Source organism: Streptomyces sp. NBC_01446, assembly GCF_026340095.1.
GTDB lineage: Bacteria > Actinomycetota > Actinomycetes > Streptomycetales > Streptomycetaceae > Streptomyces > Streptomyces aureus.
The window spans coordinates 6,971,003-6,997,812 of the sequence record NZ_JAPEPO010000001.1 but is presented as its reverse complement, the minus strand read 5'-3'; the positions used below and the strand labels follow the sequence as shown (position 1 = coordinate 6,997,812).

Annotated in this window: 22 protein-coding genes and 2 pseudogenes; 13 read left to right on the top strand and 11 right to left on the bottom strand. The window is 73.0% G+C overall.

Going from position 1 to position 26,810, the window contains the following annotated elements; genetic code table 11:
- Window positions 1-49: 49 nt before the first annotated feature.
- Window positions 50-817 (bottom strand): GntR family transcriptional regulator, encoded by a 768-nt coding sequence (locus OG456_RS31485; RefSeq protein WP_227293472.1) that lies wholly within the window; start codon window positions 815-817, stop codon window positions 50-52.
- Window positions 818-1,077: 260 nt separating this feature from the next.
- Window positions 1,078-1,956 carry an RNA polymerase sigma-70 factor gene (locus OG456_RS31480; RefSeq protein ID WP_266566911.1) on the bottom strand — a complete coding sequence of 293 codons (879 nt, stop codon included), beginning with the start codon at window positions 1,954-1,956 and terminating at the stop codon, window positions 1,078-1,080.
- A gap of 183 nt (window positions 1,957-2,139) precedes the next feature.
- Between OG456_RS31480 and OG456_RS31475 the strand changes: the two genes are divergently transcribed.
- Window positions 2,140-2,970: an alpha/beta fold hydrolase gene (locus OG456_RS31475; protein WP_266566909.1), complete on the top strand. Its 831-nt coding sequence runs from the start codon at window positions 2,140-2,142 to the stop codon at window positions 2,968-2,970.
- A 36-nt stretch (window positions 2,971-3,006) separates the two neighbouring features.
- Here OG456_RS31475 and OG456_RS31470 read toward each other — a convergent pair.
- Window positions 3,007-3,843 (bottom strand): annotated as a pseudogene (locus tag OG456_RS31470) (EamA family transporter); the annotation flags it as partial.
- Window positions 3,844-3,890: 47 nt separating this feature from the next.
- Between OG456_RS31470 and OG456_RS31465 the strand changes: the two are divergent.
- From OG456_RS31465 to OG456_RS31455, 3 genes are all read left to right on the top strand, one after another.
- Window positions 3,891-5,369, top strand: a complete 1,479-nt coding sequence (locus OG456_RS31465; protein ID WP_266566907.1) for a PLP-dependent aminotransferase family protein — start codon at window positions 3,891-3,893, stop codon at window positions 5,367-5,369.
- A 176-nt stretch (window positions 5,370-5,545) separates the two neighbouring features.
- Window positions 5,546-7,129 carry an alkaline phosphatase gene (locus tag OG456_RS31460; RefSeq protein WP_266566905.1) on the top strand — a complete coding sequence of 528 codons (1,584 nt, stop codon included), beginning with the start codon at window positions 5,546-5,548 and terminating at the stop codon, window positions 7,127-7,129.
- Between the two features lie 96 nt (window positions 7,130-7,225).
- On the top strand, window positions 7,226-8,677 hold the full coding sequence (locus tag OG456_RS31455; RefSeq protein WP_266566903.1) for a GNAT family N-acetyltransferase: 1,452 nt from the start codon (window positions 7,226-7,228) through the stop codon (window positions 8,675-8,677).
- Between the two features lie 88 nt (window positions 8,678-8,765).
- On the opposite strand, the gene OG456_RS31450 is transcribed toward OG456_RS31455, so the two are convergent.
- Window positions 8,766-9,977 carry a PLP-dependent aspartate aminotransferase family protein gene (locus tag OG456_RS31450; protein ID WP_266566901.1) on the bottom strand — a complete coding sequence of 404 codons (1,212 nt, stop codon included), beginning with the start codon at window positions 9,975-9,977 and terminating at the stop codon, window positions 8,766-8,768.
- 60 nt (window positions 9,978-10,037) lie between these two features.
- Here OG456_RS31450 and OG456_RS31445 point away from each other — a divergent pair, with 60 nt between their 5' ends.
- Together OG456_RS31445 and OG456_RS31440 are read left to right on the top strand one after the other, a co-directional pair.
- Window positions 10,038-10,532 carry an Lrp/AsnC family transcriptional regulator gene (locus OG456_RS31445; protein WP_266566899.1) on the top strand — a complete coding sequence of 165 codons (495 nt, stop codon included), beginning with the start codon at window positions 10,038-10,040 and terminating at the stop codon, window positions 10,530-10,532.
- Between the two features lie 35 nt (window positions 10,533-10,567).
- Window positions 10,568-12,271, top strand: a complete 1,704-nt coding sequence (locus OG456_RS31440) for a DUF885 domain-containing protein (protein WP_266566897.1) — start codon at window positions 10,568-10,570, stop codon at window positions 12,269-12,271.
- Between the two features lie 59 nt (window positions 12,272-12,330).
- Here the strand turns inward: OG456_RS31440 and OG456_RS31435 are convergent, their stop codons facing one another.
- Window positions 12,331-12,810, bottom strand: coding sequence for a rhodanese-like domain-containing protein (locus OG456_RS31435; protein WP_266566895.1), 480 nt, complete (start codon window positions 12,808-12,810; stop codon window positions 12,331-12,333).
- A 146-nt stretch (window positions 12,811-12,956) separates the two neighbouring features.
- On the opposite strand from OG456_RS31435, the gene OG456_RS31430 reads away from it, so the two are divergent.
- Window positions 12,957-13,412 carry an Lrp/AsnC family transcriptional regulator gene (locus OG456_RS31430; protein WP_266566894.1) on the top strand — a complete coding sequence of 152 codons (456 nt, stop codon included), beginning with the start codon at window positions 12,957-12,959 and terminating at the stop codon, window positions 13,410-13,412.
- A 27-nt stretch (window positions 13,413-13,439) separates the two neighbouring features.
- On the opposite strand, the gene OG456_RS31425 is transcribed toward OG456_RS31430, so the two are convergent.
- From OG456_RS31425 to OG456_RS31415, 3 genes are all read right to left on the bottom strand, one after another.
- Complete coding sequence (locus tag OG456_RS31425) at window positions 13,440-16,436, bottom strand: SMC family ATPase (RefSeq protein WP_266566893.1); 2,997 nt, start codon at window positions 16,434-16,436, stop codon at window positions 13,440-13,442.
- On the bottom strand, window positions 16,433-17,596 hold the full coding sequence (locus tag OG456_RS31420) for an exonuclease SbcCD subunit D (RefSeq protein WP_266566892.1): 1,164 nt from the start codon (window positions 17,594-17,596) through the stop codon (window positions 16,433-16,435). Before OG456_RS31420 ends, OG456_RS31425 begins: the two co-directional genes overlap by 4 nt.
- 96 nt (window positions 17,597-17,692) lie before the next feature.
- On the bottom strand, window positions 17,693-18,319 hold the full coding sequence (locus tag OG456_RS31415) for a YigZ family protein (RefSeq protein WP_266566891.1): 627 nt from the start codon (window positions 18,317-18,319) through the stop codon (window positions 17,693-17,695).
- Between the two features lie 172 nt (window positions 18,320-18,491).
- On the opposite strand from OG456_RS31415, the gene OG456_RS31410 reads away from it, so the two are divergent.
- The 4 genes from OG456_RS31410 to OG456_RS31395 all read left to right on the top strand — a co-directional run bounded on the left by OG456_RS31410 (window position 18,492) and on the right by OG456_RS31395 (window position 22,386).
- The gene (locus tag OG456_RS31410) at window positions 18,492-20,468 is read left to right on the top strand and encodes an amino acid transporter (protein ID WP_266566890.1); all 1,977 of its coding nucleotides are present in this window, start codon (window positions 18,492-18,494) and stop codon (window positions 20,466-20,468) included.
- 75 nt (window positions 20,469-20,543) lie between these two features.
- Window positions 20,544-20,960 carry a BlaI/MecI/CopY family transcriptional regulator gene (locus tag OG456_RS31405; protein WP_266566889.1) on the top strand — a complete coding sequence of 139 codons (417 nt, stop codon included), beginning with the start codon at window positions 20,544-20,546 and terminating at the stop codon, window positions 20,958-20,960.
- Window positions 20,961-20,968: 8 nt separating this feature from the next.
- On the top strand, window positions 20,969-21,901 hold the full coding sequence (locus tag OG456_RS31400) for a M56 family metallopeptidase (RefSeq protein WP_266566888.1): 933 nt from the start codon (window positions 20,969-20,971) through the stop codon (window positions 21,899-21,901).
- A gap of 77 nt (window positions 21,902-21,978) precedes the next feature.
- Window positions 21,979-22,386: a CoA-binding protein gene (locus OG456_RS31395; RefSeq protein WP_266566887.1), complete on the top strand. Its 408-nt coding sequence runs from the start codon at window positions 21,979-21,981 to the stop codon at window positions 22,384-22,386.
- 39 nt (window positions 22,387-22,425) lie between these two features.
- Here the strand turns inward: OG456_RS31395 and OG456_RS31390 are convergent, their stop codons facing one another.
- Both OG456_RS31390 and OG456_RS31385 read right to left on the bottom strand, forming a co-directional pair.
- Window positions 22,426-23,196, bottom strand: coding sequence for a cupin (locus OG456_RS31390; RefSeq protein WP_266566886.1), 771 nt, complete (start codon window positions 23,194-23,196; stop codon window positions 22,426-22,428).
- A gap of 99 nt (window positions 23,197-23,295) precedes the next feature.
- Window positions 23,296-24,147: a hypothetical protein gene (locus OG456_RS31385; protein ID WP_266566885.1), complete on the bottom strand. Its 852-nt coding sequence runs from the start codon at window positions 24,145-24,147 to the stop codon at window positions 23,296-23,298.
- Between the two features lie 169 nt (window positions 24,148-24,316).
- Between OG456_RS31385 and OG456_RS31380 the strand changes: the two are divergent.
- A pseudogene (locus OG456_RS31380) lies at window positions 24,317-24,550 on the top strand (IS607 family transposase); the annotation flags it as partial.
- A 43-nt stretch (window positions 24,551-24,593) separates the two neighbouring features.
- Complete coding sequence (locus OG456_RS31375; RefSeq protein WP_266566884.1) at window positions 24,594-26,237, top strand: transposase; 1,644 nt, start codon at window positions 24,594-24,596, stop codon at window positions 26,235-26,237.
- A gap of 6 nt (window positions 26,238-26,243) precedes the next feature.
- Here OG456_RS31375 and OG456_RS31370 read toward each other — a convergent pair whose 3' ends face one another.
- Window positions 26,244-26,801 (bottom strand): YbaK/EbsC family protein, encoded by a 558-nt coding sequence (locus OG456_RS31370; RefSeq protein ID WP_266566883.1) that lies wholly within the window; start codon window positions 26,799-26,801, stop codon window positions 26,244-26,246.
- Between the last annotated feature and the right edge of the window lie 9 nt (window positions 26,802-26,810).

Genomic DNA, 26,810 nt, shown 5'->3' with positions numbered 1-26,810 from the left:
CGGTGGGCCTTGACGGAAGGCGACGCGCGCGGGTCTCGCCCGACGTCCGTCAGGAGGCGCGGCGGTCCGGGCCGTGGTGGATCTCGACGCCGCCCGAGTCGCCGAAGGTGAGGCGGCAGGTGTCGGCACGGTAGGTGGCCACGGAGACCGCGGCCGTCTCGCCCTCGCTGAAGAACCGGGTCGTGACGACCAGGACGGGCGCGCCCGGCAGCCGGTCGAGCTCCTTCGCGTCGTCGGCACGGGCCGAGCCCAGCTCGACGGCGCGGTCCTGGCCCTCGAGCCCGAGCCGCCCCAGTTCGCGGAGCACGACACGCGCGCGTGAGGGCCCGGACGGGGCGTCTATGGCGGAGAGTTCGGGCACGGACGACGACGGTACGTAGAGCAGCTCGGCGGCGACGGGCTGGCCGTGCGACACGCGCGTACGGCGCACCCGGTGGACACGCTCGTCGGGCGCGGTGCCGAGGATGCGGGCCACGGCCGCCGGCGGCACCGCGGGCTCGCTGTCGACGGCCTGCCAGGCTTCACCGTCGGCGGCGCCGGGCCACTCCTGGTCGTCGGACGAGTCGACGGCCACGCCCACGCGGGGCGGGGCGACGGTGGTGCCGACGCCACGGCGGCGCTGGAGCCTGCCTTCGAGTTCGAGCTGTTCGAGCGCCTGGCGGAGCGTGGCACGGGCGACTCCGAAGCGGGCCGCGAGGTCCCGCTCGTTCGGCAGGATCTCTCCCACGGCGAACTCGGAGTCGAGTGCCTCGGTCAGCACGGTCTTGAGGTGCCAGTACTTCGGCTCCGGCGCCGTTTCCAACTGCGTGGTCCCCACCCTGTCCTCCGCAATCGCCGTGTCCCGGCGGCGTTTAGCGCCCTTGTTTATTAAAGGTTCCTGCACTATCTCTGCGAGGGTAGGCCTGCCCTCCGACTTGGTCAAGACCAATCCTCGGTCCGCTCCGGGGCCCGCGGGGGTTCCGCCGCAGAGCGTTCATGGCGGTCCGCAGAGCGTTCACACCGCGTTCGCGAAACGACGAAAGCCCCCGCCCGGTCGGGGCGGGGGCTTCGGTGACGGCGGACGCCGCAATGCGGACGTCAGGCGAGCGACACGAGTTTGTCCGGGTTACGCACGATGTATACGCACTGCACGTGGCCGTCGGCGACATCGACCTGGAAGACGCTGTCCGGCTTGCCGTCGACCAGGGCGAGCACCGCAGGCCCTCCGTTGAGCTCCACGATCCGGAAGGTGAATCCGGCGCCGCCGCCCTTGGCGGCCCCGAGCAGGAAGCGGCCCACCTTGTCGGCGGACTCGATGACGCGCAGCGGCGCCTTGGACTTGCCGCCACTGTCGCCGACGAGACGCGCGTCGGGTGCGAGGAGCGTCATCAGGGCCTCCAGGTCCCCGCCCGTCGCGGCCGCGAGGAAGCGCTCGGTGAGGTCGCGCTGCTCGACGGGGTCGACGTCGAAGCGCGGCCGGCGCTCGTCCACGTGCTTGCGGGCGCGTCCCGCGAGCTGGCGCACGGCGGACTCGCTGCGTTCGAGCGTGGTGGCGATCTCGGCGAACGGGAACCCGAACGCCTCACGGAGCACGAACACGGCGCGCTCCAGCGGCGAGAGCGACTCCAGGACGACGAGGACGGCGAGCGACACCGACTCCGCCAGTACGGCCGCCTCCGCGGTGTCGGGCGCGGTCGGCCCGAAGTCGGTGACCAGCGGCTCCGGCAGCCAGGGACCCACGTACGCCTCGCGCCGGACCTGTGCCTGCCGCAGCCGGTCGATGGCCAGGCGGGTGGCGACGCGGACGAGATAGGCGCGTGGTTCGCGCACCTCGTCGCGGTCGGCCTGCGCCCAGCGCAGCCAGGCGTCCTGGACGACGTCCTCGGCGTCGGCCACGCGGCCCAGCATGCGGTAGGCGACCCCCATCAGGACCGGCCGGTGCTCTTCGAAGACCTCAATCACGGTGTCGGTTGCCACCCCTCCATCCCAACGGACGCAACGGCGCGTGTCCAGGCCGAATCGATGCGGCGGTGACCACAAACGGCTCCGCGCCGGGTCTGTCTCGCCCTCTCCCCCTTGAACTGGAGGCTACTGAGCGGTAATTGTTGCTGACAAGCCGTCTAAGGAACCGTCGCTCGGGCGTCGGGGACAGGGAGCGACATGGCCACAGAGGTGTCCTTCAGCATCGAAACCCCCGGTGGCCCCCGTGAGGTGACCGTCGCGTACGAACGCGTGGGCACCGGGGAGCCGTTGCTTCTCCTGCACGGGATCGGCCACCACTGGCAGGCCTGGGCTCCCGTGATCCCGGTCCTGGCCGCCGAACGCGACGTGATCGCGATCGACCTGCCGGGCTTCGGCGCCTCTCCCGCGCTGCCCGACGGCGTCGCCTACGACCTTCCGACGGTGGCGGCCACGCTCGGCTCGTTCTGCGCGGCGCTCGGCATCGAGCGGCCGCATGTGGCCGGCAACTCCCTGGGCGGTCTGCTCGCGCTGGAGCTCGGCCGCGAGAAGCTCGTACGGTCGGTCACCGCGCTGTCGCCCGGCGGGTTCTGGTCGCAGGCCGAGCGCCTGTACGCGTTCGGCACGCTGCGCGCGATGCGGCAGGGCGCGCGGGCGCTGCCGGTTCCCGCGATCGAGCGGCTCGCGCGGTCGGCCGCGGGCCGGGCGGCCCTGACGAGCACCATCTACGCCCGTCCCGGCAGCCGTTCAGCCGATGCGGTCGTCGCGGAGACGCTGGCCCTGCGCCACGCTCCCGGGTTCGCGCAGACCCTCGCCGCGGGTCTGGAGGTGCAGTTCACGGACGACGTGCCGGACATCCCGGTGACCGTCGCCTGGGGCACCCGCGACCGGCTGCTGCTGCGCCGCCAGGGCATCAGGGCCAAGCACGCTGTCCCCGGGGCCCGCCTCGTGCGGCTGCCCGGCTGCGGTCACGTCCCCATGAGCGACGACCCGGCGCTCGTCTCCCGCGTCATCCTGGACACCAGCCGCTGACCGCACCCCGAACACCCCGGAGCCGAGCGCCACTCCGGCGCCGACGAGCGCGCTGCCGACGGCCTGCGCGGCGCCGTACGTCCCGGTGCCGACGAGCGGCGCGGTGCACGCCGCCGCCACGGGGATGAGCCCGGAGAACAGGGTGGCGCGCTCGGCGCCGACGCGCTGCATGCCGATGTACCAGCACACGAAGCCGATCACCGTGACGACGGCGGCCTGCCACAGCAGCGCCGTCGCCTCGGTGACGTCGGGCACGCGGAGCATGTCCGTGCCGTCGAGCACCGCGCCGACGAGGGCCGACTCCAGGGCGGCGACCCCGCAGACCGTGCAGGACAGCAGCTTCGGGCCGAGGGGACGCAGCACCGGCACCGCGAGGACGGCGAAACCGACCTCTCCGATGAGGGCTCCTACGGAGAACAGGAGACCGGCCGTGTCCGTGCGCCCCCAGCCCTGGACGGTGAACGCGCCGAAGGCGACCAGCAACGCTCCGTAGAGGACGACCCGTTGGGGCCGGCGGCCCGCGAGCAGGGGCACGAGCACCGCCACGACGACCGGGGCGCATCCGACGAAGACCCCTGGGACGGCCGGTTCGGCGCTGCGCTCCGCGGCGAGCACCGCGAGGTTGAAGCCGACCATCCCGACCGCCGCCAGCAGGGCGAGCCGCCCCCATCGGCGCCCGGTGAGGTGGCGCAGCGGCGCCGTGCCGCCCCTGCCGAGCAACGGCAGCAGAAGCAGGCAGGCGAGGGCGTACCGGAGGAACTGGCCGCCCGCGTACGGGTAGTCCCCGAGGACGCTGTTGGCGGTGAAGGAGGCGCCGACGAGGACGCAGGCGAGGGCGGCCGGCAGGGCACCTCGGATCGAGTGCGCGTTCATGGCCCTGACGCTAGGGAGGGCGGCGGCCCGGATTAAGGTCCACGTTCATGACGTCATCGGGGACCAATCCGCGCGCGGCCGGTCCAGGCGCTGCGGAAGGTGAGGTCCAACCGCCGTCCGCCGCCTGGGAGTTACTGCTGCCCGCCGCATCGGCGCCCGCACGCGCGCGTGGCCGCGGTCTCCAGGCGGCGCTGCGGGACGCCGTCAGGTCGGGGCGGCTCGCGCCCGGGACCCGCATGCCGTCGAGCCGCGATCTCGCGGCGGATCTGGGCGTCTCGCGCGGGCTGATCACCGAGGCGTACGAGCAGTTGACCGCCGAGGGGTATCTGCGCAGCGGGCGCGGTGCGGGGACCTGGGCGAGCGGGGCGGTGCGCGCCGCGGCGACGGCCGGTGTCCGGGACCTGGCGCCCCGACCACCGGGCACCCGGGCCGACTTCGTGGCGGGAAGCCCCGATCTGTCGCTGTTCCCGCGCGCCGCGTGGGCGGCGGCGCAGCGCGGCGTGCTGGCCGAACTGCCCCACCACATGCTGGGCTACCCGGACCCGCGGGGCATTCCCCGGCTGCGTACCGCGCTGGCCGAACTCCTCGCGCGGCGGCGCGGCGTGGTCGCGGATCCGGAGCGGATCATCGTCTGCTCCGGGGTGGCACAGGCGGTGACGCTGCTCGGATTCGTGCTGCACGCGCGCGGGGCGCGGTCCGTGGGCGTCGAGGACCCGGGGAGCCCCGATCTCGGTTCGCTGTTCGCCTCGGCCGGTGTCGGCACGACCGCGCTCCCGCTGGACGGCGAGGGGCTGGCCATCGGGCCGTTGCGGGACTCGGGTGTGCGCTCGGCGGTGACGACGCCGTCCCACCAGTTCCCCTCGGGCATCGCCTACTCACCGGCGCGCCGCACTCAACTCCTCGACTGGGCACGGTCGGTGGATGGTCTCGTCATCGAGGACGACTACGACGGGGACTTCCGTTACGACCGCGCGCCGGTGGGCGCGCTTCAGGGTCTCGACCCGGAGCATGTCGCGTACACGGGATCGGTGAGCAAGTCGCTCGCTCCCGGGCTGCGGCTCGGCTGGATGGTCGTGCCCGCCGGGCTGACCGACGAGGTCGTCGAGCGCAAGCGCTACATGGATCTCGGCAATCCGGCCCTCGACCAGGCCCTCCTGGCCCGTTTCGTCGAGCGCGGCGACTACGATCGTCAGCTGCGGCGCTGCCAGCGCGCCTACCGCGAGCGCCGCGACACCCTCGTGGCCGCGCTCCACGCGCATCTGCCGGGCTCTCAGGTGACGGGAATCGCCGCCGGACTGCACGTCATCGCCCGACTCCCCGAGCGCTACGGGCCGCAGGAGGAGCTCCTCGAACGGGCCGCGGCGGCCGGGGTCACCGTCCGCCCGCTGACCCACTACGGCACCTCGGACAGCGGAGACGGCGCAGTGCGCCTCGTCCTCGGCTACGCGCATCTGCCGCCGGCGCGGATCGCGGAAGGCGTACGTCTCCTGGCGCGCGCGGCCCATGAGGGGGCCACGCGCGCGTGAACGGCGGCGTGGTCGTGTGAGGCGGTGCAGCGCGCCGGGTTCCCCGATCCCCAGGGGCAGTTGTTCACTTGGGGTTCGCGTGTGCGCCGTGGTGAGCCCGTAGGTGTGGCTTCGCCGCGGCGCCCCGCAGTGGTGGCACCGCTCTGTCGTCGGAACCCGTTTCTGGAGGCGTATTCATGTCACACCGTCCGCCGAGTTCTCTGCCCGGCCGCCGCGGGGTGCTACGCGGTTCGCTCGCCGCCTCGGCCGCGCTGGCCCTGCCCGCCGTGGGCGCGGCCGCCGCGCCGGCCTTCGCCCTGTCGGGTCGCCCGAAGGCGGCGTGGGGTGTCCAGGCCGGCGACGTCGGCGCACACTCGGGGCTGATCTGGACGCGCTCCGACCGGCCCGCCCGCATGATCGTGGAGACCTCCGCGACGGAGTCGTTCCGCCGGGCCACCAAGTGGCACGGGCCGCTGATCGGCGCGGGCACGGACTTCACGGGCACCACCCGCCTGCGCGGCCTGCCGCCTGGCGAGCAGATCCACTACCGCGTGGTGCTCGCCGACCCGGACGACCCCCGCCGCACGGGCGAACCCGTCACCGGCACGTTCCGCACCACCCCCGTGGGCCGCCGCGACGGGGTGCGCTTCCTGTGGTCGGGCGACATCGCGGGCCAGGGCTGGGGCATCAACCCGGACCTCGGCGGCTACCGCGTGTACGAGGACATGCGCGCCCTGAACCCGGACTTCTTCCTGTGCAGCGGCGACAACATCTACACCGACGCCCCGATCCTGCCCAGCGTCACGCTGCCGGACGGCCGCGTATGGCGCAACGTCACGACCGAGGAGAAGTCCAAGGTCGCCGAGACGCTGGCCGAGTTCCGCGGCGCGTTCCGCTACAACCTCCTCGACGAGAACCTGCGCCGCTTCAACGCGCAGGTGCCCACGATCACGCAGTGGGACGACCACGAGGTGCACAACAACTGGTACCCGGGCCAGATCCTGGACGACGCCCGCTACACGGAGAAGGACACGAACGTCCTCGCCGCGCGCTCCCTGCGGGCGTTCAGCGAGTACTTCCCCGTGTCCACGCTGCCGCCGGGCGACGACGAGGGGCGCGTGTACCGGGTCCTGCGGCACGGCCCTCTGCTCGATGTCTTCGTGCTCGACATGCGCTCGTACCGCAACGCCAACTCCCCGGGCCGGCAGCCCGACGACGCGACCGGGATCCTCGGCGCACGACAGCTGGCCTGGCTGAAGCGCGAGCTGTCGCGGTCGCGGGCCGCCTGGAAGGTGATCGCCTCCGACATGCCGCTCGGCCTGGTCGTGGCCGACGGCAAGGTGAACTTCGAGGCCGTCGCCCAGGGCGATCCGGGAGCGCCGCTCGGCCGCGAACTGCAGATCGCGGAGCTGCTGCGCCACATCAAGCACGACCGGATCACGGGCACGCTGTGGCTCACGGCGGACGTGCACTACACGTCGGCGCAGCACTACGACCCGTCGCGCGCCGCGTTCCAGGACTTCGAGCCGTTCTGGGAGTTCGTCTCCGGCCCGCTGGCGGCGGGCGGTTTCCAGGCGGTGAAGCTGGACGCCACCTTCGGCCCCGAGCAGAGCTTCATCAAGGCGCCGGACCGGGCCAACACGTCCCCGATGGAGACCCCGCAGTATTTCGGCGAGGTCTCCATCGACGGCGGCAGCGGTGAGCTGACGGTACGGCTGCGGCAGCAGGGCGGCGACGTGCTGTTCTCCAAGGTGCTCCAGCCGGGGCGAGTTGGACAGTAGTCAACAAACGGGACGTAAGCAGTCTTTACCCATCGGTCACAAAGCGTTCGTGATCACGCAACACCGTTCCTTCACAGTGGCTGCATGAGTCCAGACATGTCTGATGTGAGGCGGACCAGGAACGGCCGCCCCGTCCACCACTGGCGGCGCGACGTCGTCGAGCTCGCCGCCCTGTTCACGGCCGTGGCCGTCGCGGACGCCGTGGCGAACCTCGTCGGTCACGGCCCCGGCGGCCCCGTGCTGCTCGCCATCTCGGCCGTGGCGCTCCTCGCCACGGCCGGATTCCACACATGGTGGGCACGACGCCACAACCACGCACCCCCGACAGGCGATACCGACGCCCGGCGGCTCCCCACGGAGCACGCCGGGCAGTCGGAACGGCCCGACACAGAGGTCCCCACGGGCGCCGGCCCGCAGGCGACGAACCAGGCCACGGCCACCGCGCTGTGGCGCATGCGGACGACGGTCCGTGACGAGCCGGGGTCGCTCGCGGCGCTGTGCACGGCGCTCGCCCCGCTGCGGGTCGACATCCTGAGCCTGCAGACGCACCCCCTGGGTGAGGGCACCGTGGACGAGTTCCTGCTGCGCGCGCCGCAGGAGCTGCCCGCCGCCGAACTCAGCCGGGCCGTGTCCCAGGCCGGCGGCTCCGGCACCTGGATCGAGCGGGCCGACGCCCACGACCTCGTGGACGCGCCCACCCGTATCCTCGGTCTCGCCACGCGCACGGCCCTGGACGCCGCCGAACTCCCGTTGGCACTGCGCCAGCTGCTCGGCCGGTGCACCATCAGGTCGCTGCCGGCCACGACGATGAGCGGCCGAAGGACGGAGAGCGCACCGGTGGAGGGGGCGCTCGAGGAGACCGTGATACGGCTCCGGGCCCCCGAAGGCGGCGTGATCACCGTGGAGCGGCCGTATCTGCCGTTCACGCCCACCGAGTTCGCGCGCGCCCGCGCCCTGGTCGAGCTCGACGCGCGGCTCGGCCCGCGCATCCCGCGCAGCCAGGACGTCCTGACGCTCCCCGAGGGCAACGCGATCACCGTGCGCCGGGCCGACTCGAACGACGTGGCGGCGGCCAAGGCGATGCAGGAGCGCTGCTCCCGCGCGACGCTGAGCAAGCGCTACCACGGGCCGGTCGGCGACGCGGACCGCTATCTCAACCACCTGCTCAGCCCCCGCTTCGGCCGCACGCTCGCCGCGCAGACCGCGTCGGGCCGGATCGTCGCCCTCGGGCATCTGCTGTGGGACGGCGACGAGACGGAGATCGCGCTGCTCGTCGAGGACGACTGGCAGCGCCGCGGCATCGGCACCGAGCTGCTCGGCCGCCTGGTGGCGATGGCGGTCGAGGCGGGCTGCGAGAGCGTGTACGCGGTCACGCAGGCGTCGAACACCGGGATGGTCGCGGCGATGCGCGGCCTCGGGCTGCCCCTCGACTACCAGATCGAGGAGGGCACGCTGGTGATCACGGCTCGCCTGGAGGCGACTGCGGTCAGGTCGCGGCTGCCGTACGAGGGGCCCCGCGCGGCGTTCGAGCAGGCCGAACAGCACTGAGGACCGGGCCGGCCGGGACCGACTCCACGCGAGCCGGCCCGGACCGGTCCCCTCCTCTTTCCGGCCGGTCCGGGCAGGCGGCTCTACGTCACTCCGGCACCCGCAGGCATGCCGCGGTCGCACGCCCCGTACCGCCGCCCGGCTCCCCCAGCGCCTGGTCCAGGTCCGCCCACAGGTCCTCGACGTCCTCCAGACCCACCGACAGCCGCAGCAGCCGGTCGCTCACCCCGGCCGACCTGCGGTCGGAGGCGTCGACGATGCGGTGGCTGATGGACGCCGGGTGCTGGATGAGCGAGTCGACGCTGCCGAGGCTGACCGCCGGTGTCACCAACCGGACCGTTCGGATCACCTCGTGCGGGTCACCCACGGTCTCGAAGGCGACCATCGCGCCGCCGATCCGCGGATAGTGCACGCGCGCGACGCGCGGGTCCCGGGACAGCCGCGCCGCCAGTTCGGCCGCCGTCGCCGACGCGGCCCGCACGCGCACCGGCAGCGTCGCGAGGCCGCGCAGCAGCAGATAGCCGGCGAGCGGATGCAGCACGCCGCCCGTCGCGAACCGCACCTGGCGCAGCTGCCGGGCGAACGCCTCGTCGCACGCCACGACCCCGCCCATGACGTCCCCGTGCCCGCCGAGGAACTTGGTCGCACTGTGCAGCACCAGCCGCGCGCCGTACTCGACGGGCCGCTGGAGCACCGGCGTGGCGAAGGTGTTGTCCGCGAGGAGCGGGACCGTTCCGCAGGAGTGGGCCACGGCCCGCAGATCGAGTTCGGCGAGCGTCGGATTGGCGGGTGACTCCACCATCACGAGCCCGGTGTCGGGCCGGATCGCGTCCGCGATGCCCGCCGGATCGACCCAGGTCACCTCGGTGCCGAGCGCCCCGGCGGTGAGCAGGTGATCGCTGCATCCGTACAGCGGCCGGACGGCGACGACATGGCGCAGCCCGGCGCCGCCGCGTACGAGCAGCACCGCGGTCAGCGCGGCCATGCCGCTCGCGAAGGCGACCGCGCTCTCGGTCCCTTCGAGCCGGGCGAGCGCGGTCTCGAAGCGGCCGACGGTCGGGTTGCCCAGCCGGGCGTACACCGGCGGGCCCTCGTCGACGACGCCGTCCGCCGCGAACGCGTCGATGCGGGCGGCCTCGCCGCGGCTGTCGTACGACGGGTAGGTGGTGGACAGGTCGATGGGCGGGGCGTGCAGCCCGAGTCCGGCGAGGTCGTCGCGGCCGGCGTGCACGGCTTCGGTGGCGAGGGCCCGCCGGTGGGCGGGGCCCGGGCGCGTCCCTGCGTACAGGTCGTTGTCCATGGACGACAGCCTGAACAACAGCCGGGGTTCACCGGCGGAACTCCGTGCTACGTTCGGCCGATGGCCGATTCCGTCGTACTCGATCCGGTTGACCTGCACATACTGCGCCTCCTTCAGAACGATGCCCGCATCACCTATCGGGACCTCGCCGCGCAGGTCGGTGTCGCGCCGTCCACCTGCCTCGACCGCGTGACCCGGCTGCGCCGGTCCGGCGTGATCCTCGGGCATCAGCTGCGCCTCGACCCGGCGAAGCTGGGCCGCGGGCTCCAGGCGCTGCTCTCGGTACAGGTGCGCCCGCACCGGCGCGAGCTGGTCGGCCCGTTCGTGGAGCGGATCCGGGCGCTGCCGGAAGCGCGGTCCGTCTTCCATCTGACGGGCCCCGACGACTACTTGGTGCATGTCGCCGTCCGCGACACCGCCGATCTCCAGCGGCTCGTGCTCGACGAGTTCACCGCGCGCCACGAGGTGGCGCGCGTCGAGACGCGGCTGATCTTCCAGCAGTGGGAGTGCGGCCCGCTCCTGCCCCCGTCGGCCGACGCCGTCGGTGAATCCTGATGACGCGGCCCCCCGCCCCGTACGACGATGGCGGCATGTCAGATTCGCCAGCCACAGCAGCAGCCGTCACCGGACCGCTCCCGCGCGAGGTCGCCGACGCCTACGTCGACGAGCTCATCGCCCTCGACCCCGTCACCGGCACCTACCTCGGCGTGCCCGAGAGCCACAGCAAGCTGCCCGACCTCTCACCCGCCGGTCAGGAGGCCCTCGCCGATCTCGCGCGGGCGACCCTCGCGCGGCTCGACGAGGCCGAGCGCAGGCCTGGCGCCGATCGTGCGATCGAGCGCCGCTGCGGACGGCTCCTGCGGGAGCGGCTCACGGCCGAACTCGCCGTGCACGACGCGGAGGAGAACCTTCGGGCCGTCACCAACCTGGGCGGGCCCGTGCACAACGTGCGGGAGGTCTTCACCCTCACGCCGACCGCGACGGACGCGGACTGGGCGGCCGTCGCCGAGCGGCTGCGCGCCGTGCCGGGGGCGCTCGCCGGATACCGCGAGACGCTGTCGCTGGGCCTGGAGAAGAAGCTCCACGGGGGACCGCGTCCCACCGCCACGTTCATCGAGCAGCTCACCGAGTGGGCGGGCGAAGGGCGCGGCTGGTTCGAGGACTTCACCGCGGACGGGCCCGACGCGCTGCGCGCCGAGCTGGACGCCGCGGGCGCCACCGCGACGGCCGCGGTGGTCGAGCTGCGCGACTGGATGCGCGACGTGTACGCGTCCGCGGTCGAGGGCTCGCCCGACACGGTGGGCCGTGAGCGGTACGCCCGCTGGTCGCGCTACTACAACGGCACGGACCTCGACCTGGACGAGGCATACGCGTACGGCTGGGCGGAGTACCACCGCCTGCTCGGCGAGATGAGGACCGAGGCGGAGAAGATCCTTCCCGGGGCGGCGACGCCGTGGGTGGTGCTCGCACACCTCGACGAGCACGGCACGCACATCGAGGGTGTGGAGGAGGTGCAGCGCTGGCTCCAGAACCTGATGGACGAGGCGATCGAGGCCCTCGACGGCACCCACTTCGAACTCGCGGAGCGGGTACGGAAGGTGGAGTCCCGGATCGCCCCGGCCGGCAGCGCCGCGGCGCCCTACTACACGGCGCCGTCCGAGGACTTCACGCGGCCGGGACGCACCTGGCTTCCGACGATGGGCCAGACCCGGTTCCCCGTCTACGACCTGGTCTCCACCTGGTACCACGAGGGCGTGCCCGGCCACCATCTCCAGCTCGCGCAGTGGACGCACGTCGCGGACAGCCTCTCCCGCTACCAGGCGAGCGTCGGCATGGTGAGCGCCAACGCCGAGGGGTGGGCGCTGTACGCGGAGCGCCTGATGGACGAACTGGGCTTCCTCACGGACGCCGAGCAGCGACTCGGGTATCTGGACGCGCAGATGATGCGCGCGGCCCGCGTCATCGTCGACATCGGTATGCATCTGGAGCTGGAGATCCCGGCGGACTCGCCGTTCCACCCGGGCGAGCGGTGGACGCCCGACCTCGCGCAGGAGTTCTTCGGGGCGCACAGCAGCCGGCCCGCGGACTTCGTGGAGAGCGAACTGACCCGCTATCTGTCCATCCCCGGGCAGGCGATCGGCTACAAGCTGGGCGAGCGCGCGTGGCTGCTCGGCCGGGCCAACGCGCAGGCCAGGCACGGGGACGCGTTCGACGCGAAGGCCTGGCACATGGCGGCTCTCTCGCAGGGGTCGCTCGGCCTCGACGACCTGGTGGACGAGCTGTCCCAGCTGTAACTCCGTTGCGGGCGGCGACCCTTGGAGCCGCCGCCCGCACGCCGGTCCCTCTCGCGGTGTCAGCAGCCGCAGTCGTCCGAGTCGACCGGCGCCGTCAGCGGGTCGGCGTCGCGCCGCGCGGACCCCTCCCACGTCTCGTACGCGAAGCCCTCCCGCGCCCAGTACTCGAAGCCGCCGAGCATCTCCTTGACCTGGAAGCCGAGTTCGGCGAGGGCGAGGGCCGCGCGCGTGGCGCCGTTGCAGCCCGGGCCCCAGCAGTACGTGACGACGGGCACCGTCCTGTCGAGGAGCTGCCCGGCCTGCTCGGCGATGAGCGCGGTGGGCAGGTGGACGGCACCGGGTACGTGTCCCTGGTCCCACGAGGCGGTGGAGCGGGTGTCGATGACGACGAAGCCCGGGTCCCCGTCGGCGGCGAGCGCCGAGGCGACGTCGGACACGTCGGCGTGGAAGGCGAGGCTCGCTCCGAAGTGAGCGGCGGCCGCGGCGGGGGACGCCGGGGGCACACGGAGCACGGCGTTGGGGGTGGTGGTCGCGGTCATGATGTCGGCCTCCCTGGCGGATCGCTGCGGGCCGCACGACCGTGCCGCCCTCGACCAGAAATCTACGGTCCGTGGCGATCTTCCTGAAGTGACGATCCCCGGCATCCCTCTTGATCGGCCGGGGATGTCCCTGCTATTCCTGCCACATGACCGGTGAATCCCCGTACATCCCCGATGCCACCGACTGGCGCATCCTCGACGTCCTCCAGCGCGAGGGCCGCGCGAGCTACGCCGAGCTCGCGCGGGCCGTCTCGATGTCCGCGAGCGCCGTCACCGAGCGGGTGAAGCGCCTGGAGGAGGCCGGGGTGATCGCGGGGTACGCGGCGGTGGTCGTCCCCGAGCGGATCGGCCTGCCCATCCTGGCGTTCGTACGGCTGCGCTATCCGAACGGGCACTACAAGCCGTTCCACGACCTCGTCGAGGTGACGCCGGAGATCCTTGAGGCGCACCACGTCACCGGCGACGACTGCTTCGTCATCAAGGTCGCGGCGCGCTCGATGAAGCATCTGGAGGAGGTCTCCGGCAGGATCGGCGCGCTCGGCTCGGTGACGACCAGCGTGGTCTACTCGTCCCCGCTCCCCCGGCGGCCGCTCGGCCACTGACCCGCCGCCGGGCGGCCACGGCCGGGCTCAGGTCCGCTGCCGTACGACCGACCCCGACCGCCCCTTCACGATCTCGAGCTGCGCGTGCACCCGGCGGCGGAGGTCGGCGACGTGGCTGACGATGCCGACGCTGCGGTCCCGCTCGCGCAGGGAGTCCAGGACGTCGAGCACCTCGTCCAGGGTCTGGTCGTCGAGACTGCCGAAGCCCTCGTCGATGAAGAGGGTGTCGAGGCGGACACCGCCCGCCTCGTCCGTGACGACGTCCGCGAGGCCGAGGGCGAGGGCCAGCGACGCGAAGAACGTCTCCCCTCCGGAGAGTGTCGCGGTGTCCCGCTCGCGCCCTGTCCACGCGTCGACGACGTGCAGGCCGAGGCCCGAACGGCCGCGCCCCGTACGGCCGTCGGAGTGCACCAGCGTGTACCGGCCGGACGACATGCGGGCCAGTCGCGCGGTCGCCGCGGCCGCGACCTGTTCGAGCCGGGCCGCGAGCACATAGGACTCCAGGCGCATCTTGCGCTCGTTGTCCGCGGACGTGCCGGCGGCCAGACCCGCCATGCGCGCCACTCGGTCGTACGCTGCGCGCAGCGGCGCGAGCCGTCGCACGGCCGTGGCGCAGCGGGCCGAGAGCCGGTCGATCTCGGTGCAACGGCGGTCCGCGTCGTCGCGCGCGGAGGCCGCGTCGCGCACCCTCCGGTCGGCCGCCTCGGCAGTGCGCTGCGCCGCGGGCACATCGGCGGGCGACTGCCGGGCCGCCGCCGCGGTGTCGTCCTCGGCCAGGACGGCACGCACCGAGGCCTCCTCGGACTGGCGGGCGTCGAGCCGGTGTTGAAGGTCTCTGTGCTGGGCGTCGTCCAGGAGGGCGGCGGCCGCGGCTTCCGGCGTGTCGAACCCGGCGCGGAACGCCGCGTCGGCGAGTCGCGCGTCGGCGTCCTTGAGCCGCTCGGCGGACTCGTCGGCGCCGCGGGCGGCGTCCGCGGCGGCCGTGAGCTGCGCGGCGAGGCGCTCCAGCTGCGCGGCGCGCGCACCGACACTGGTCTCCGACCCGCGCGCCCGGACCAACTCGCGCTCCAGGACGCCCTGTTCGCGGTCGACGCTCTCGCGCAGGGTGGCTCGGGCGACGGCGCGACGTGCGGCTTCCTGCTGTGCGGCGAGTCTGCGGTCATGCTCGCCCTCGGCCTGTCCGAGGGCCTCACGTGCGGCGTGCAGTCCGGAGGCGAGGCCGCGCGCCTCGGCGTGTCGGGCTCGCAACTCCTCGGCCGCACCGGCGAGTTCGAGGGCGGATGTCTCTCCGGCGGCGGCCGTCGCGGCGGCGAGGGACTCACGCACCGCGGCGAGCCGGCTCTCCTGCTCGGTGCGCGCGTCGTCCGCGCGGCGGTATGCGGCCAGGGCCGACTCCTCGGCGTCGCGGCCGACATGCTCCGCGGTCTTGCGCATGGGGTCGGGGTGGTCGGTGGAACCGCACACCGCGCAGCTCTCGCCGGGGACGAGCTGCGCGGCCAGTTCGGCCGCGATCCCTTTCAGCCGCTGCTCCTTGAGGCCGAGCCAGTACTCATGGGCGGCGGCGGCCTCCTCCCGGGCCCGCAGGGTGCGCGTCTGGGCGTCGGCGGCCTCGCCGGAGAGCCGGTCGCGACGCCGGGCGGCCTCCGACTTCTGCTGTGCGGGCTCCAGTTGACCCGCCAGGTGCTCGGCGCGCGTCGCGGCCTCCTGCGCGGACTCGACGGCTTCCTGGAGCGCGGCCCGGCTGCTGTCCCAGCCGGCGAGCCAGCTCGCCGCGTCCTGGAGCAGCTCTTCGTCGGCGCGCTCCTCGCGGTCGAGTCCTCGGCGCTGCCCGGCGAGTTCCGTCAGGCGCAGTTCGGCGCGCCGGGCGGACTCCAGGCCGCCCAGCTCCTCGGCCGCCTTCCGCGCGGCGGCGGCGAGACCCGCGGCGCCGGCGTCGTCGAACGACTCGGGCAGTACGGCGCGCGCGCGTGCGTCCTCGCTCGTGGCCCTGCGGTGTTCGCTCTCCGCGGCCTCGCGCAGCGCGAGGGCGGGCGCGACGGCCTCGGCCTTGCGGCCCCGCGCCATGCGCTCCTGGACCCGCCGGTGCTCGTCCGCCCGCTCGTCGAGCCGCGCGGCCCGCTCCCGCGCCTCCTCGAACCGCCGCTGGAGCCGGTGCACTTCCTGCACGCCGGCCAGGTCGCGCTGCGCCTCGGTGCGGGCCGCGTCGGCGGCGGTCAGCGCGAGGTGCGCGACGGTGAGCCGCTCGCGGGCGGTGGAGCGGGCGACGGCGGCCCACGTGAGGACGGAGTCGGCGAGCCCTGGGTCGCCGGGCGCGGCGTCGGTGGCGGGCAGTTCGACGATGTTCCCCGCCGCCTGCTGCATGCGGTGTGCGTCGGCGAGCAACTCGGCGTCCGCCGTGCGAACTTCGCTCTCGGCGGCGCGGCGCTGCTCGGCGAGCCTTTGCTCGGCCGCGGCGAAGCGCCGCGTGTCGAAGAGCCGGCCGAGGAGCTTGCCGCGGGCCTCGGCGTCGGCCCGCAGGAACCGTGCGAAGTCCCCCTGCGGCAGCAGGACGACCTGGCAGAACTGCTCCTTGCTCATCCCGAGGAGCTGGCTGATCTCCTCGCCGATCTCCTGGTGGGAGCGACTGAGGTCCTTCCAGGTGCCCGCCGTGGCGTCGTACTCGCGCAGCCAGCTCTGGGCCTTGTCCATGGTGGTGCCGGTGCCACGCTTCTTGGGGCGCTCCCACGGGGGCTGCCGGGTCAGCTCCAGGCGGCGCCCCGCGACCGTGAGGTCGAGGGTGACCTCGGTGCGGGTGCCGGGCGAGGCGTGGTCGCTGCGCAGGGACGTGCCCTGGCCGCTGCCCTGCCGCGCGCCGGGGACCGCGCCGTACAGGGCGTAGCAGACGGCGTCGAGGACGGAGGTCTTGCCGGCGCCCGTCGGGCCGTGGAGCAGGAAGAGGCCCGCCGAGGACAGGTCGTCGAAGTCGACTTCCTGGCTTGCCCCGAAGGGGCCGAAGGCGGTGATCCGCAGCCGGTGGAGCCTCATCGGGCGACCTCGCGCCGGGTGTCGTCGATGCGTACGGCGTCGAGTGCCTCGCGCAGGACGGCGCGCTCGCGCTCGTCGGGTCCGGCGCCGCGCACGTGGGTCACGAAGTCCTCCGCGATCTGCTGGTCGTCGCGCCCCTTGAGGCGCTGCGCGTACGAGACGTCGGGGTCCTCGGGGGCGCGCTGCGGGTCGAAGGCGAGGCTGAGGGTGTGCGGGAACCGCTCGGCGAGTCGGGCCATGGGGTCGTCGGGCCTGACCGGGTCGGTGAGCGTGGCCTCGACCCAGGACTCCTCGTGCGCGGTGAGGTCCGGGCGCGCGAGCAGGTCGGCGAGGTCCCCGCGGATCCGGGCGAGCGGTCTGGGCACCGGGCAGTCGACGCGCTCGGCGGCGGCGAAGCCGTGCGCGTCCAGGTCGACGAGCCACATGCTCTTGCGGTGGTCGGCCTCGGAGAAGGAGTACGGGAGCGGTGAGCCGGAGTAGCGCGCGCGCTCGGAGATGACCTGGCTGCCGTGCAGATGCCCGAGCGCCACGTAGTCGACGCCGTCGAAGACGCCGGAGGGAACGGCGGCGACTCCGCCGACGGTGATGTCGCGCTCACTGTCGCTGGCCTCGCCGCCGGTGACGAAGGCGTGTGCGAGGACGACGGACCGGGTCCCCGCCGGTCGCTCGGCGAGATCGGCCCGCACCCGGTCCATGGCGGCGGCCAGGACGGCCTCGTGGCCCGGCTTCGACACGCCGAACTCGTCCTTCACCAGCGCCGGTTCGAGATAGGGCAGCCCGTAGAAGGCCACGTCACCGGTGGCGTCCGGGATCAGCACGGGGGTCGCGCACGCGCCGGGGTCGGTGCGCAGGTGGATGCCGGCGCGGCCGATGAGCCCGGCGCCGACGCCGAGGCGGCGCGCCGAGTCGTGGTTCCCGGAGATCATCACCGTGGGGGTGCCCTGGTCGGCGAGGCGGTGCAGGGCGTCGTCGAACAGCTCGACCGCGGCGAGGGGCGGCACGGCGCGGTCGTACACGTCGCCCGACACGACCACCGCGTCGACGGCCCGCTCACGGACGGTCGCGACGAGGTGACTGATGAACTCGGCCTGGGCGCCGAGCATGTTCACCCGGTGGAACGCCCGGCCGAGATGCCAGTCGGAAGTGTGCAGCAGCCTCATGATCCCCGAGACTAACGGGCGGGTCGGACATCACGGGCGGCTACTGGCGTATCGGTACCTGGTCCGCCGCGCACCCGCCTCGCCCGCCCGAGCCGGTCACGCGTCCCCGTACGCCTCTCCCCCGAGCTCGAACTCCGCGGTACCGGCGGTGACATCGGCCAGCCACGCGCGGAACGCGTCCACGTCGGCGTCCGGCAGACCGATCTCGATCGTGACCGCCTCCCCGTAATGGACGTCACGCACCTCACGTCCCGTGGACCGCAGATCGTTCTGTACCTTGCCGGCGCGCTGGTGGTCGACGGTGACGGTGGCGAGCCGGAAGCGGCGCCGGGTGAGGGTGCCCAGCGCGTCGAGCGCCTCGCCGACGGCTCCTCCGTAGGCGCGGATGAGGCCGCCCGCGCCGAGCTTCACGCCTCCGTAGTAGCGGGTCACGACGGCGACGACGTACCGCATCTCGCGGCGCGTGAGCATCTGGAGCATGGGGACGCCGGCCGTGCCGCCCGGCTCGCCGTCGTCGCTCGCCTTCTGCACGGAGGCGTCGGCACCGATGACGTACGCGTAGCAGTTGTGGGACGCGGTGGGGTGCTCCTTGCGGATGCGCGCCACGAAGTCCTGGGCCTCGCGCTCGGTGGCCGCGGGCGCGAGTGCGCACAGGAACCGGGAGCGGTTGATCTCGGTCTCGTGCACGCCCTCACGGGCCACGGTGCGGTACTCGTCCTGCATCCGGCCAGCGTATGCCGCGCGCCGGCGTTCGCTCGCCCCCGCCCGTCGCCCCGGTCACGCGGTGGTGAATACTCGCTCGTCGTCGCAGGGCTCGCGGGACGTCCGGTCCCGTGGCTTCCTGCGCGGATGCACCCCCGGGTCCGTACCGGCACGACAGAGAGCAGTTTCGCCCATGACCGGCACGCAGGCCGAACGCGCCGAAAGCACCGCCGTCCGGCCGCCGTCCCCACGATGGCGGGGCTGGCTCCTCGAAGGTCTGAGCGAGACGACGGCCCGGCATCCGGGACCGCACGGCACGCCGCCGGCCGAGCACAAGGGCCACACGTGGTGGCGCGTGATGTGCCTGACGGGTGTGGACTACTTCTCGACCCTCGGCTACCAGCCGGGCATCGCCGCACTCGCCGCGGGACTCCTGTCCCCGCTGGCCACCCTCGTCCTGATCGCGCTCACGCTCGGCGGCGCGCTGCCGGTCTACCGCCGCGTCGCCAAGGAGTCCCCGCACGGCGAGGGTTCCATCGCGATGCTGGAGCGGCTCCTTCCGTGGTGGGCGGGGAAGCTGTTCGTCCTTGTGCTGCTCGGGTTCGCCGCCACCGACTTCATGATCACGATCACGCTGTCGGCGGCCGACGCCGCGGCGCACGTCGTCGAGAACCCCTTCGCTCCCGCGTCGCTCGACGGCGCGAACACCTGGATCACGCTGTTCCTGGTGACGGGCCTCGGCGCGGTGTTCCTCAAGGGGTTCCGTGAGGCGATACGGGTGGCGGTCGTGCTCGTCGCCCTCTATCTCATGCTGAACGTGGTCGTCCTCATGACCGCCGCCTGGCACGTCCTGACCGAGCCGGTGAAGATCGGCAACTGGTGGGACGCCATGACCGCCGCGCACTCCTCGCCCGTCGCGATGATCGGCGTGGCGCTCCTCGTCTTCCCGAAGCTGGCGCTCGGCATGTCCGGCTTCGAGACGGGCGTCGCCGTGATGCCCCAGGTGCGCGGCGACGCCACGGACACGTACACGCATCCCAAGGGGCGGGTGCGTGACACCCGCAAGCTGCTCACCACGGCCGCGCTGATCATGAGCGGTTTCCTGCTGCTCTCCAGCCTCGCGACGACGATCCTCATCCCCCAGTCCGCGTTCGAGAGCGGCGGCCCGGCCAACGGCCGCGCCCTCGCGTTCCTCGCGCACCAGTATCTGGGCGAGGGTTTCGGCACGGTGTACGACGTCTCGACCATCGCCATCCTGTGGTTCGCCGGAGCCTCTGCGCTCGCGGGGCTCCTCAACCTCGTGCCGCGCTACCTGCCGCGTTACGGCATGGCCCCGGAGTGGACGCGCGCCGTCCGTCCGCTGGTGCTCCTGTTCATGGCGATCGCCGTCTTCATCACGCTCTGGTTCAACGCGAACGTCGACGACCAGAGCGGCGCGTACGCCACCGGTGTCCTGGTCCTGATGCTGTCGGCGTCGTTCGCCTCGACGGTCGCGGTGCGCTCGCGCGGGCGCAAGGCCGCGACCGTCGGCTTCGGGGCGATCACCGCCGTGTTCGGGTACACGCTCGTGACGAACGTCATCGAGCGGCCCGACGGAATCAAGATCGCCCTCCTCTTCATCGTCGGGATCCTGCTCACCTCCTTCGCGTCGCGCGTGCACCGGGCCTTCGAACTGAGGGCGGGCGAGGTGACGTTCGACGAGACGGCGACGCGGATCATCGACGAGGCCGCGGGCCACGGGCCGCTGCGGATCATCGCGAACGAGCCCGACGAGCACTCCAAGGCCGAGTACCGCGCCAAGGAGTACAGCCAGCGCGAGCAGACCCACATCCCGGACGGGCGGCCCGTCCTGTTCCTCGAGGTCTTCGTCCACGACTCGTCGGACTTCACCGCGCCGGTCGAGGTCCACGGCGACGAGAAGCACGGCGTACGCCGGCTGCGCGTCCAGGGCGCGGGCGTGCCGAACACCATCGCGGCCGTCCTGATGAGCCTGCGGGCCCGCACGGGCGAGGTGCCGCACGCGTACTTCAACTGGACCGAGGGCCATCCCGTCAGCCATCTGCTGCGCTTCCTGGTGTTCGGCGACGGCGAGGTCGCGCCGGTCACCCGCGAGGTGCTGCGCCGCGCCGAGCCCGACCCCGCCCGGCGGCCCCGCGTCCACGTGGGCTGACCCGCGCCCGCATCCCTGCGGAATAGGATGTGGCGCCCACGTGTGGGTGACGGCCGGGGCGGAGGGCGACGGGACATGACGCGGGACGGACACGACGGCCGGCGGCCGCGGCGCCGGGGGCAGGGCGAGCTGGAGGCCCAGGTCCTCTCGGCGCTGTGCGAGGCGCCGGGTCCGGTGACGGCGGCCTGGGTCCAGGAGCGGGTCGGCGGCGACCTCGCCTACACGACCGTGGTGACGATCCTGACGCGGCTCCTCGCGAAGAGCGCGGTGACCCGCGCACGTGAGGGCCGCTCCTTCCTGTGGACACCGGCTGCCGACGGGGCGGGGCTCGCAGCGCTGCGGATGCGCAAGGTGCTCGACGGCGAGACGAACCGCGAGGCGGTCCTCGCACGCTTCGTCACCGCGCTTCCGCCGGGCGACGAACAACTGCTGCGGGACCTCCTCGAACAGGCGGAACGGCCGGACGAAGCCCCCGGCCCCGGCGAGGGCTGAGCCGGGCGATGGGGGTCTTCGTCTTCCTGCCGCTGGTGCTGCCGCTGACGGCGTGGCCCGTGGCGCGCCTGGCCGAGCAGCATCTCCACCCGCGCACCGCGACCCGTCTCCTGACGGCCGTCGCGGGAGTGATGGCCCTGTGCAGCACGCTGTGCCTCGCGCTGCTCATGGTCGTCGGAACGGCCCAACTGCCCGGCAACCCCCTCCCCGACGGCTGGTCGGACCCCGAGGTGCGGGCGGCCGTGCCGTACGACGGGGTGGCGGGCAGGGCCGCGATCCCCGCCCTCGCCGTCGTGCTCGTGGTCTGTACGCGGGTCGTCGTCCGGCACCACTTGGTGCGGCGCAGGGCCCGGCGGGCGCTTGCCGGGCCGTGCGACCGGGGCGTCGCGGTCGTGCCGGACACGGTGCCTTACGCGTACGCCCTGCCCGGGGGCGACCGTGACCGGGTGGTGGTCACGACCGGCCTCCTGGGCGTGCTCACCGGGCCGGAGCGCAGAGCGCTGTTCGCGCACGAGCGGGCCCATCTGGCGGCCCGGCACCATCGTCATCTGCTGGTGGCGCAGTTGGCGGCGCGGGCCAATCCGTTCCTGCTGCCGCTGCGCACGGCGGTGGCGTACGCGACGGAGCGGTGGGCCGACGAGGACGCGGCGCGCTCCGTGCACGACCGCCGCGTCGTGGCCCGTGCGATCGGCAAGGCCGCCCTCGTCTCGCGCGCCGCTCCGGCCCCCACGCTGGCGGGCCTCGCTGCGCCGGGCCCGGTCCCGCGGCGGGTCGCGGCCCTCCTGCGCCCGGCGCCGACGGCGCACAGCTGGCCACCGGCCGGCACAGGGATCGGCCTCGCCGCGTGGGCGGCGGCCGTGGGCACGGCGGTGTCGGCGATGTCGTCGGCGAACTCGGCGGTGACCATGATCCGCATCCTGCACGAGGCCACGTTCCTCTGACCTCGGCCTGGGGGAATCCCGCACGGCACCGCCCTGTTGACCACGGTGAACACCCGTCGACCCCCAGGAGGCAGCGCATGTACGGCGATCAGGAGACGGTCCGCAGAATCCTCACGGAACTCGGTGACACCTGGGCGGTCGTGGGCCTCTCCTCGAACAGGGCGCGCGCCGCGTACGGCGTCGCCGAGGTCCTCCAGCGCTTCGGCAAGCGCGTCGTCCCGGTCCACCCGAAGGCCGAGACGGTCCACGGCGAGCAGGGCTACGCGTCCCTCGAAGAGATCCCGTTCAAGGTCGACGTGGTCGACGCCTTCGTCAACTCCCACCTCGCGGGCCAGGTCGCCGACGAGGCCCGGTCGATCGGCGCGGAGGCGGTCTGGTTCCAGCTCGGCGTGATCGACGAGGCCGCGTACGAGCGCACGCGCGACGCGGGGCTCTCGATGGTCATGGACAAGTGCCCGGCGATCGAGATCCCCCGCCTGGGCTGAGTCGCTCCACTCCGGTGAAGGCCGCACACGCGGCGCCAGTCACCCGCCAATCTGCGGCAGCGTCACCCCGGGCAGCTCGTACTCGTCGCGGCGGCCGCACATGCCGTAGCCGCCGCGCCGGGTGGGACCCGTGTCGCACGAGGCCGATCCCGCGAGGTAGGAGAGGTCGCCGGATTCGAGGGCCGCGAGCTGGGTGCCGGTGCGCTCGGCGGTGGCCAGCGCGCCGGCCCGCCACAGCTCGCGCCAGGCGGGCACCTTGTCCCGGACGAGGCGCGCCGCGGCCCGCTGGAACTCCAAGTAGGGCACGTCGTCCCCGGCCAACAGCGCCTCGCGCAGCGGCAGATAGCCCTCGACGGCGAGGTCGCGCCGCTGCCGTGCGGCCACCTCCGCCAGAGGTCCCGTCCGCGCCGGTAGTGTCGCGGCGGCGGCGTAGCGCTCGGGATCGGCGAGCACCTCGGGCGGGAAGGTGAAGACGGCGTCCCCGGCCTCGGGCAGACCGCTGTTCTGCATGAGGACGGTGATGCGCAAGTCGCCGCGCTGCACCATCCGGTGCACAGTGCCCGGCGTGAACCACGCCACCGATCCCGCTTCCAGGGGGACTTCGCGGTAGCCACCGGGGCTGAGTGTCTGGACGGCGCCGCGTCCGCCGGTGACGACGTAGGCCTCCGTGCACACCAGGTGCAGATGCGGGGTACCGCCGCACACACCGTCGGCGGCCTCCCATTCGTAGGCATCGAGATGGGAGAGGCCGACGGCACCGGGCAGCGGATGTGAGAAGTCGGTCGACGGGAGGACGGTTTCGGAGGGCATGCGGGGCTCCTCAGCCAGGCCGGGCGGAGCGGGGCAGGGGCGAGCGGGACCATGCGGGGAAAGCGCTTGCTCCGAGAGGGAGCCTAAGCGCCCCCGGCCTCACTTGCACGCGATCGGCTCGATCGCCCCCGGCCACCGCTCGACGTCGCCCCCGGTCCGCACATAGGCGTCGGACCCGTCGGCGGAGAGCCACAGCCGGCGCCGCCCGTCGCGGTACCCGGTGTCCGTGACCCCGTCCGGCAGCCGGGACTTCGGCGCGTACGAGGAGTGCAGGAGTTCGCGGGGCACCGCCTGTTCGGGGTCCCGGACGAACTGGCGGTCACCGAGGTGGAGGAACTCCGCCGACTGCCAGTCGCAGTGCTCGGGCCCGGCCGCGCTGAAGATCTCGGACGCGGGCACCGGACGCCCCTCCCGATCCGCCCAGATCCGGATGTCGAGGTGGACGCGGTCCCGGCGGGCGAACTCGGACGGGTCGCACTGGGCGTACGTCTCCAGACCCCAACCCGGCCTGCGCGGCAGGTCCTTGGCGACGATCACGGCCACGCGGGTGCGGCCGCCGACGTCGTACGAGTACAGGACGCGCCGGCCCGCCTCGCGCTCGACGCGATAGCCGCGGCGCGGCAGGGACCGGGCGAGCTCGTGGGCGACGAGCGCGTTCAGGGCCTCGTCCGGCGAGTCCGCGCCGTCCGACGCGCCCCAGCCGTCGTCCCCGCCGCCGCCCTGGTACGGCTTGCCCGCGCATTCCAGGGCCAGGACGGAGGCACCCCCGCCCTGGACGTCGTCCTCGTCACCGTCGGTGTCGGGCGCCTTCGCCCGGAGAGGCCCGCGGTAGGGGGCGGCCGGCGAGGAGCCGGTCACCACCAGGCCCTCGGGGACTTCCGCGCCGCAGGCCGCCACGGACACCAGCGACCCCGTCACCATCGCCAGCACGGCCGCCGTCCGAATTCTCATACCTCGCCCCACCCGTTTCTCCGCCCCCGCCCCGCGCCACTGCGCGGAGCCGCTCCTCAGACGCGGCGGCCTCCGGGTTCGTTCGGCCCCGGGCGGGGTCGTGAACCGCTCGCGACTTAGTCAACTTTGTTGTGTATTAAAGTCTCTGAGTGGGCGTTATGGTCTTCGTGTGAACCTCAAGGAATGGGCGGTGGCGAACGGTGTGCATCCGCATACCGCGTATCACTGGTTCCGTGAGGGCACGTTGCCGGTACCTGCTCAGCGGGTCAGTCCCCGCACGATCCTGGTGAGCATCGAGGCAAACTCCTCACCGTCCGTGACGGGCGGCCTGGGCCTGTATGCCCGCGTCTTTTCGCATGATCAGAAGGCTGATCTGGAACGGCAGTTGGCACGCCTGGTCGCGGCGAAGAACCGGGCAAAGAAGGCTCTTGAGGCGGCTGCCGCCGATGACTGAGCCGAAGAAGCTCCGCACCTTTGACGCGCCGTTCGTCGCCCTCGGGCCGTCCGGTGTCGCGATACGCGACCGTCTCAAGCACCTCACGCCCGAGGACGACAAGGTGTTGCGCCTGGTCGGCGAACACCTCGGACACCTGGCGTCCCGCGACCTCAAGGCCCGCTGCCAGGACGCGGGCGACCATTGCACCGATAGGTGGGCGGCGCGGAAACGGGACCTGACGGGCGCCTCATCATCGCGGTGGGCCGGAGCCATCACGAAGGCCACGCACGACCAGTGGGCGCTCGCCCGTCGCTGCCAGCTCGCCCACATCCAGGGCCTTGAGGCCGGCGTGCGCATGCTGATGCACCGCCTGTCCCTTCCGGTCGGTGAGGAGGGCACCAAGCGTGCTGCGGGCGGCTACCGCTCGAAGGGCGAGTGGTTCCACAAATCGCGCCGCCTGGCGATCCTGGAACACCGCCTGGACGTGGCGCGCGCGGACCGGGAGGCCGGTGTCGTGCATGTCGTGCGTGGTGGCCGCAAGCTGCTGGGCAACCGGCACAACCTCGAAGCCGCGCAGCTCACCGAGGCCCAGTGGCGGGAACGTTGGCAGGCCCAGCGCTGGTTCCTCGCCGCAGACGGGGAGTCCGGGAAGCGATACGGGAACGAGACGATCCGCGTTACCCCCGACGGCGAGGTGTCGATCAAGCTGCCGGCCCCGCTCGCGGATTGGGCGAACGCCAAGCACGGCCGGTACGTCCTGGTCTCCAAGGTCGCGTTCGCGCATCGGGGCCAGGAGTGGGCCGACCGCATCGCCAACGACCGGGCTGTGGCCTACCGCATCCACTACGACGTGGAACGTGGCCGCTGGTACTTGACCGCCTCGTGGCAGCGGCCGGTGGTCCAGACGATCGGGCTGGAGACCGCACGCGCCAAGGGCATGATCGGCGTCGACACAAACGCAGGTCACTTCGCCGCCTACCGGCTCGACCCGCACGGCAACCCGGTAGGCGACCCACACCGCTTCTTCTACGACCTGTCCGGTACTGCTGATCATCGTGACGCGCAGATCCGGCACGCCATCACCCAGCTCCTGCACTGGGCGAAAAGCTGCGGCGTCGCCGCCATCGGTATCGAGAACCTGGACTTCACCGCCGAGAAGACCCGCGAGAAGCACGGCCGCAAGAAGCGGTTCCGGCAACTGATCTCAGGCATCCCGACCGGGAAGCTCAAAGCCCGGCTCGTCTCCATGGCCGCCGAGATGGGCCTGTCCATCGTGGCCGTTGATCCGGCCTACACCTCGATGTGGGGCAACCAGCACTGGCGCAAGCCGATGCGGACACCCCACCGCAAGATGTCCCGCCACGATGCCGCTGGCATCGCGATCGGGCGACGCGCCCTCGGGCACCCGATCCGGCGACGGACGGCACCGCCCCCACAGCACCAGAGTGATGCTGCGGGGCATCGGACCGTCCAGGCCCGAGCGGATACCCCAGAGCGTGAGGGAACCCGCCCACCCGTCACGGACCGTGCACACGATGCACACCGCCGAGCGGGTACACAACAGGCAACGCGGGGGACCAGTGCATCCAAAACCGTTCGGGACGCGCGCAGTGCCGGGCAGTGGGTCCAAGACTCACTCCTGCACACTGATTAGGAACGGTCAGTTCACGCCGAGCCCTTCGAGGACCACCGCGCCGGGCAGGTCGAGGAAGGCCTTGCCGGGCACGATGAGCTTGCCGCGGCGCGTTCCGCTGCCGATCAGGACGTGCGCCCGGTCGACGACGGCCGCGTCCACGAGGAGCGGCCAGTCGGCGGGCAGCCCGATCGGGGTGATGCCACCGTACTCCATGCCGGTGGCGCCGGTGGCCGTCTCCATCGGGGCGAACGACGCCTTACGGGCGCCCAGTTGACGGCGTACGACGCCGTTGACGTCGACCCGGGTGCCGGAGAGGACCAGGCAGGCGGCGAGGGTCGTCTCGCCGCCGCGCTTGCCCGCGACGACGACGCAGTTCGCGGAGTCCTCGAGCAGCTCGGGGCCGTAGTGCTCGACGAACGTGGCCGTGTCCGCCCACTCGGGCTCGGTGTCGACATGGATCAGCTGCTCCGCTGGGACCGCGCCGTGCCAGGTGCGTACGGCGTCTGCCACCGGGCCCGTCAGCAGGTCGAGCGCTTCGGGAGCGGGGCGGACGTGGTTGAAGTTTCCGATGGGTGCGCGCATGTCGGCACG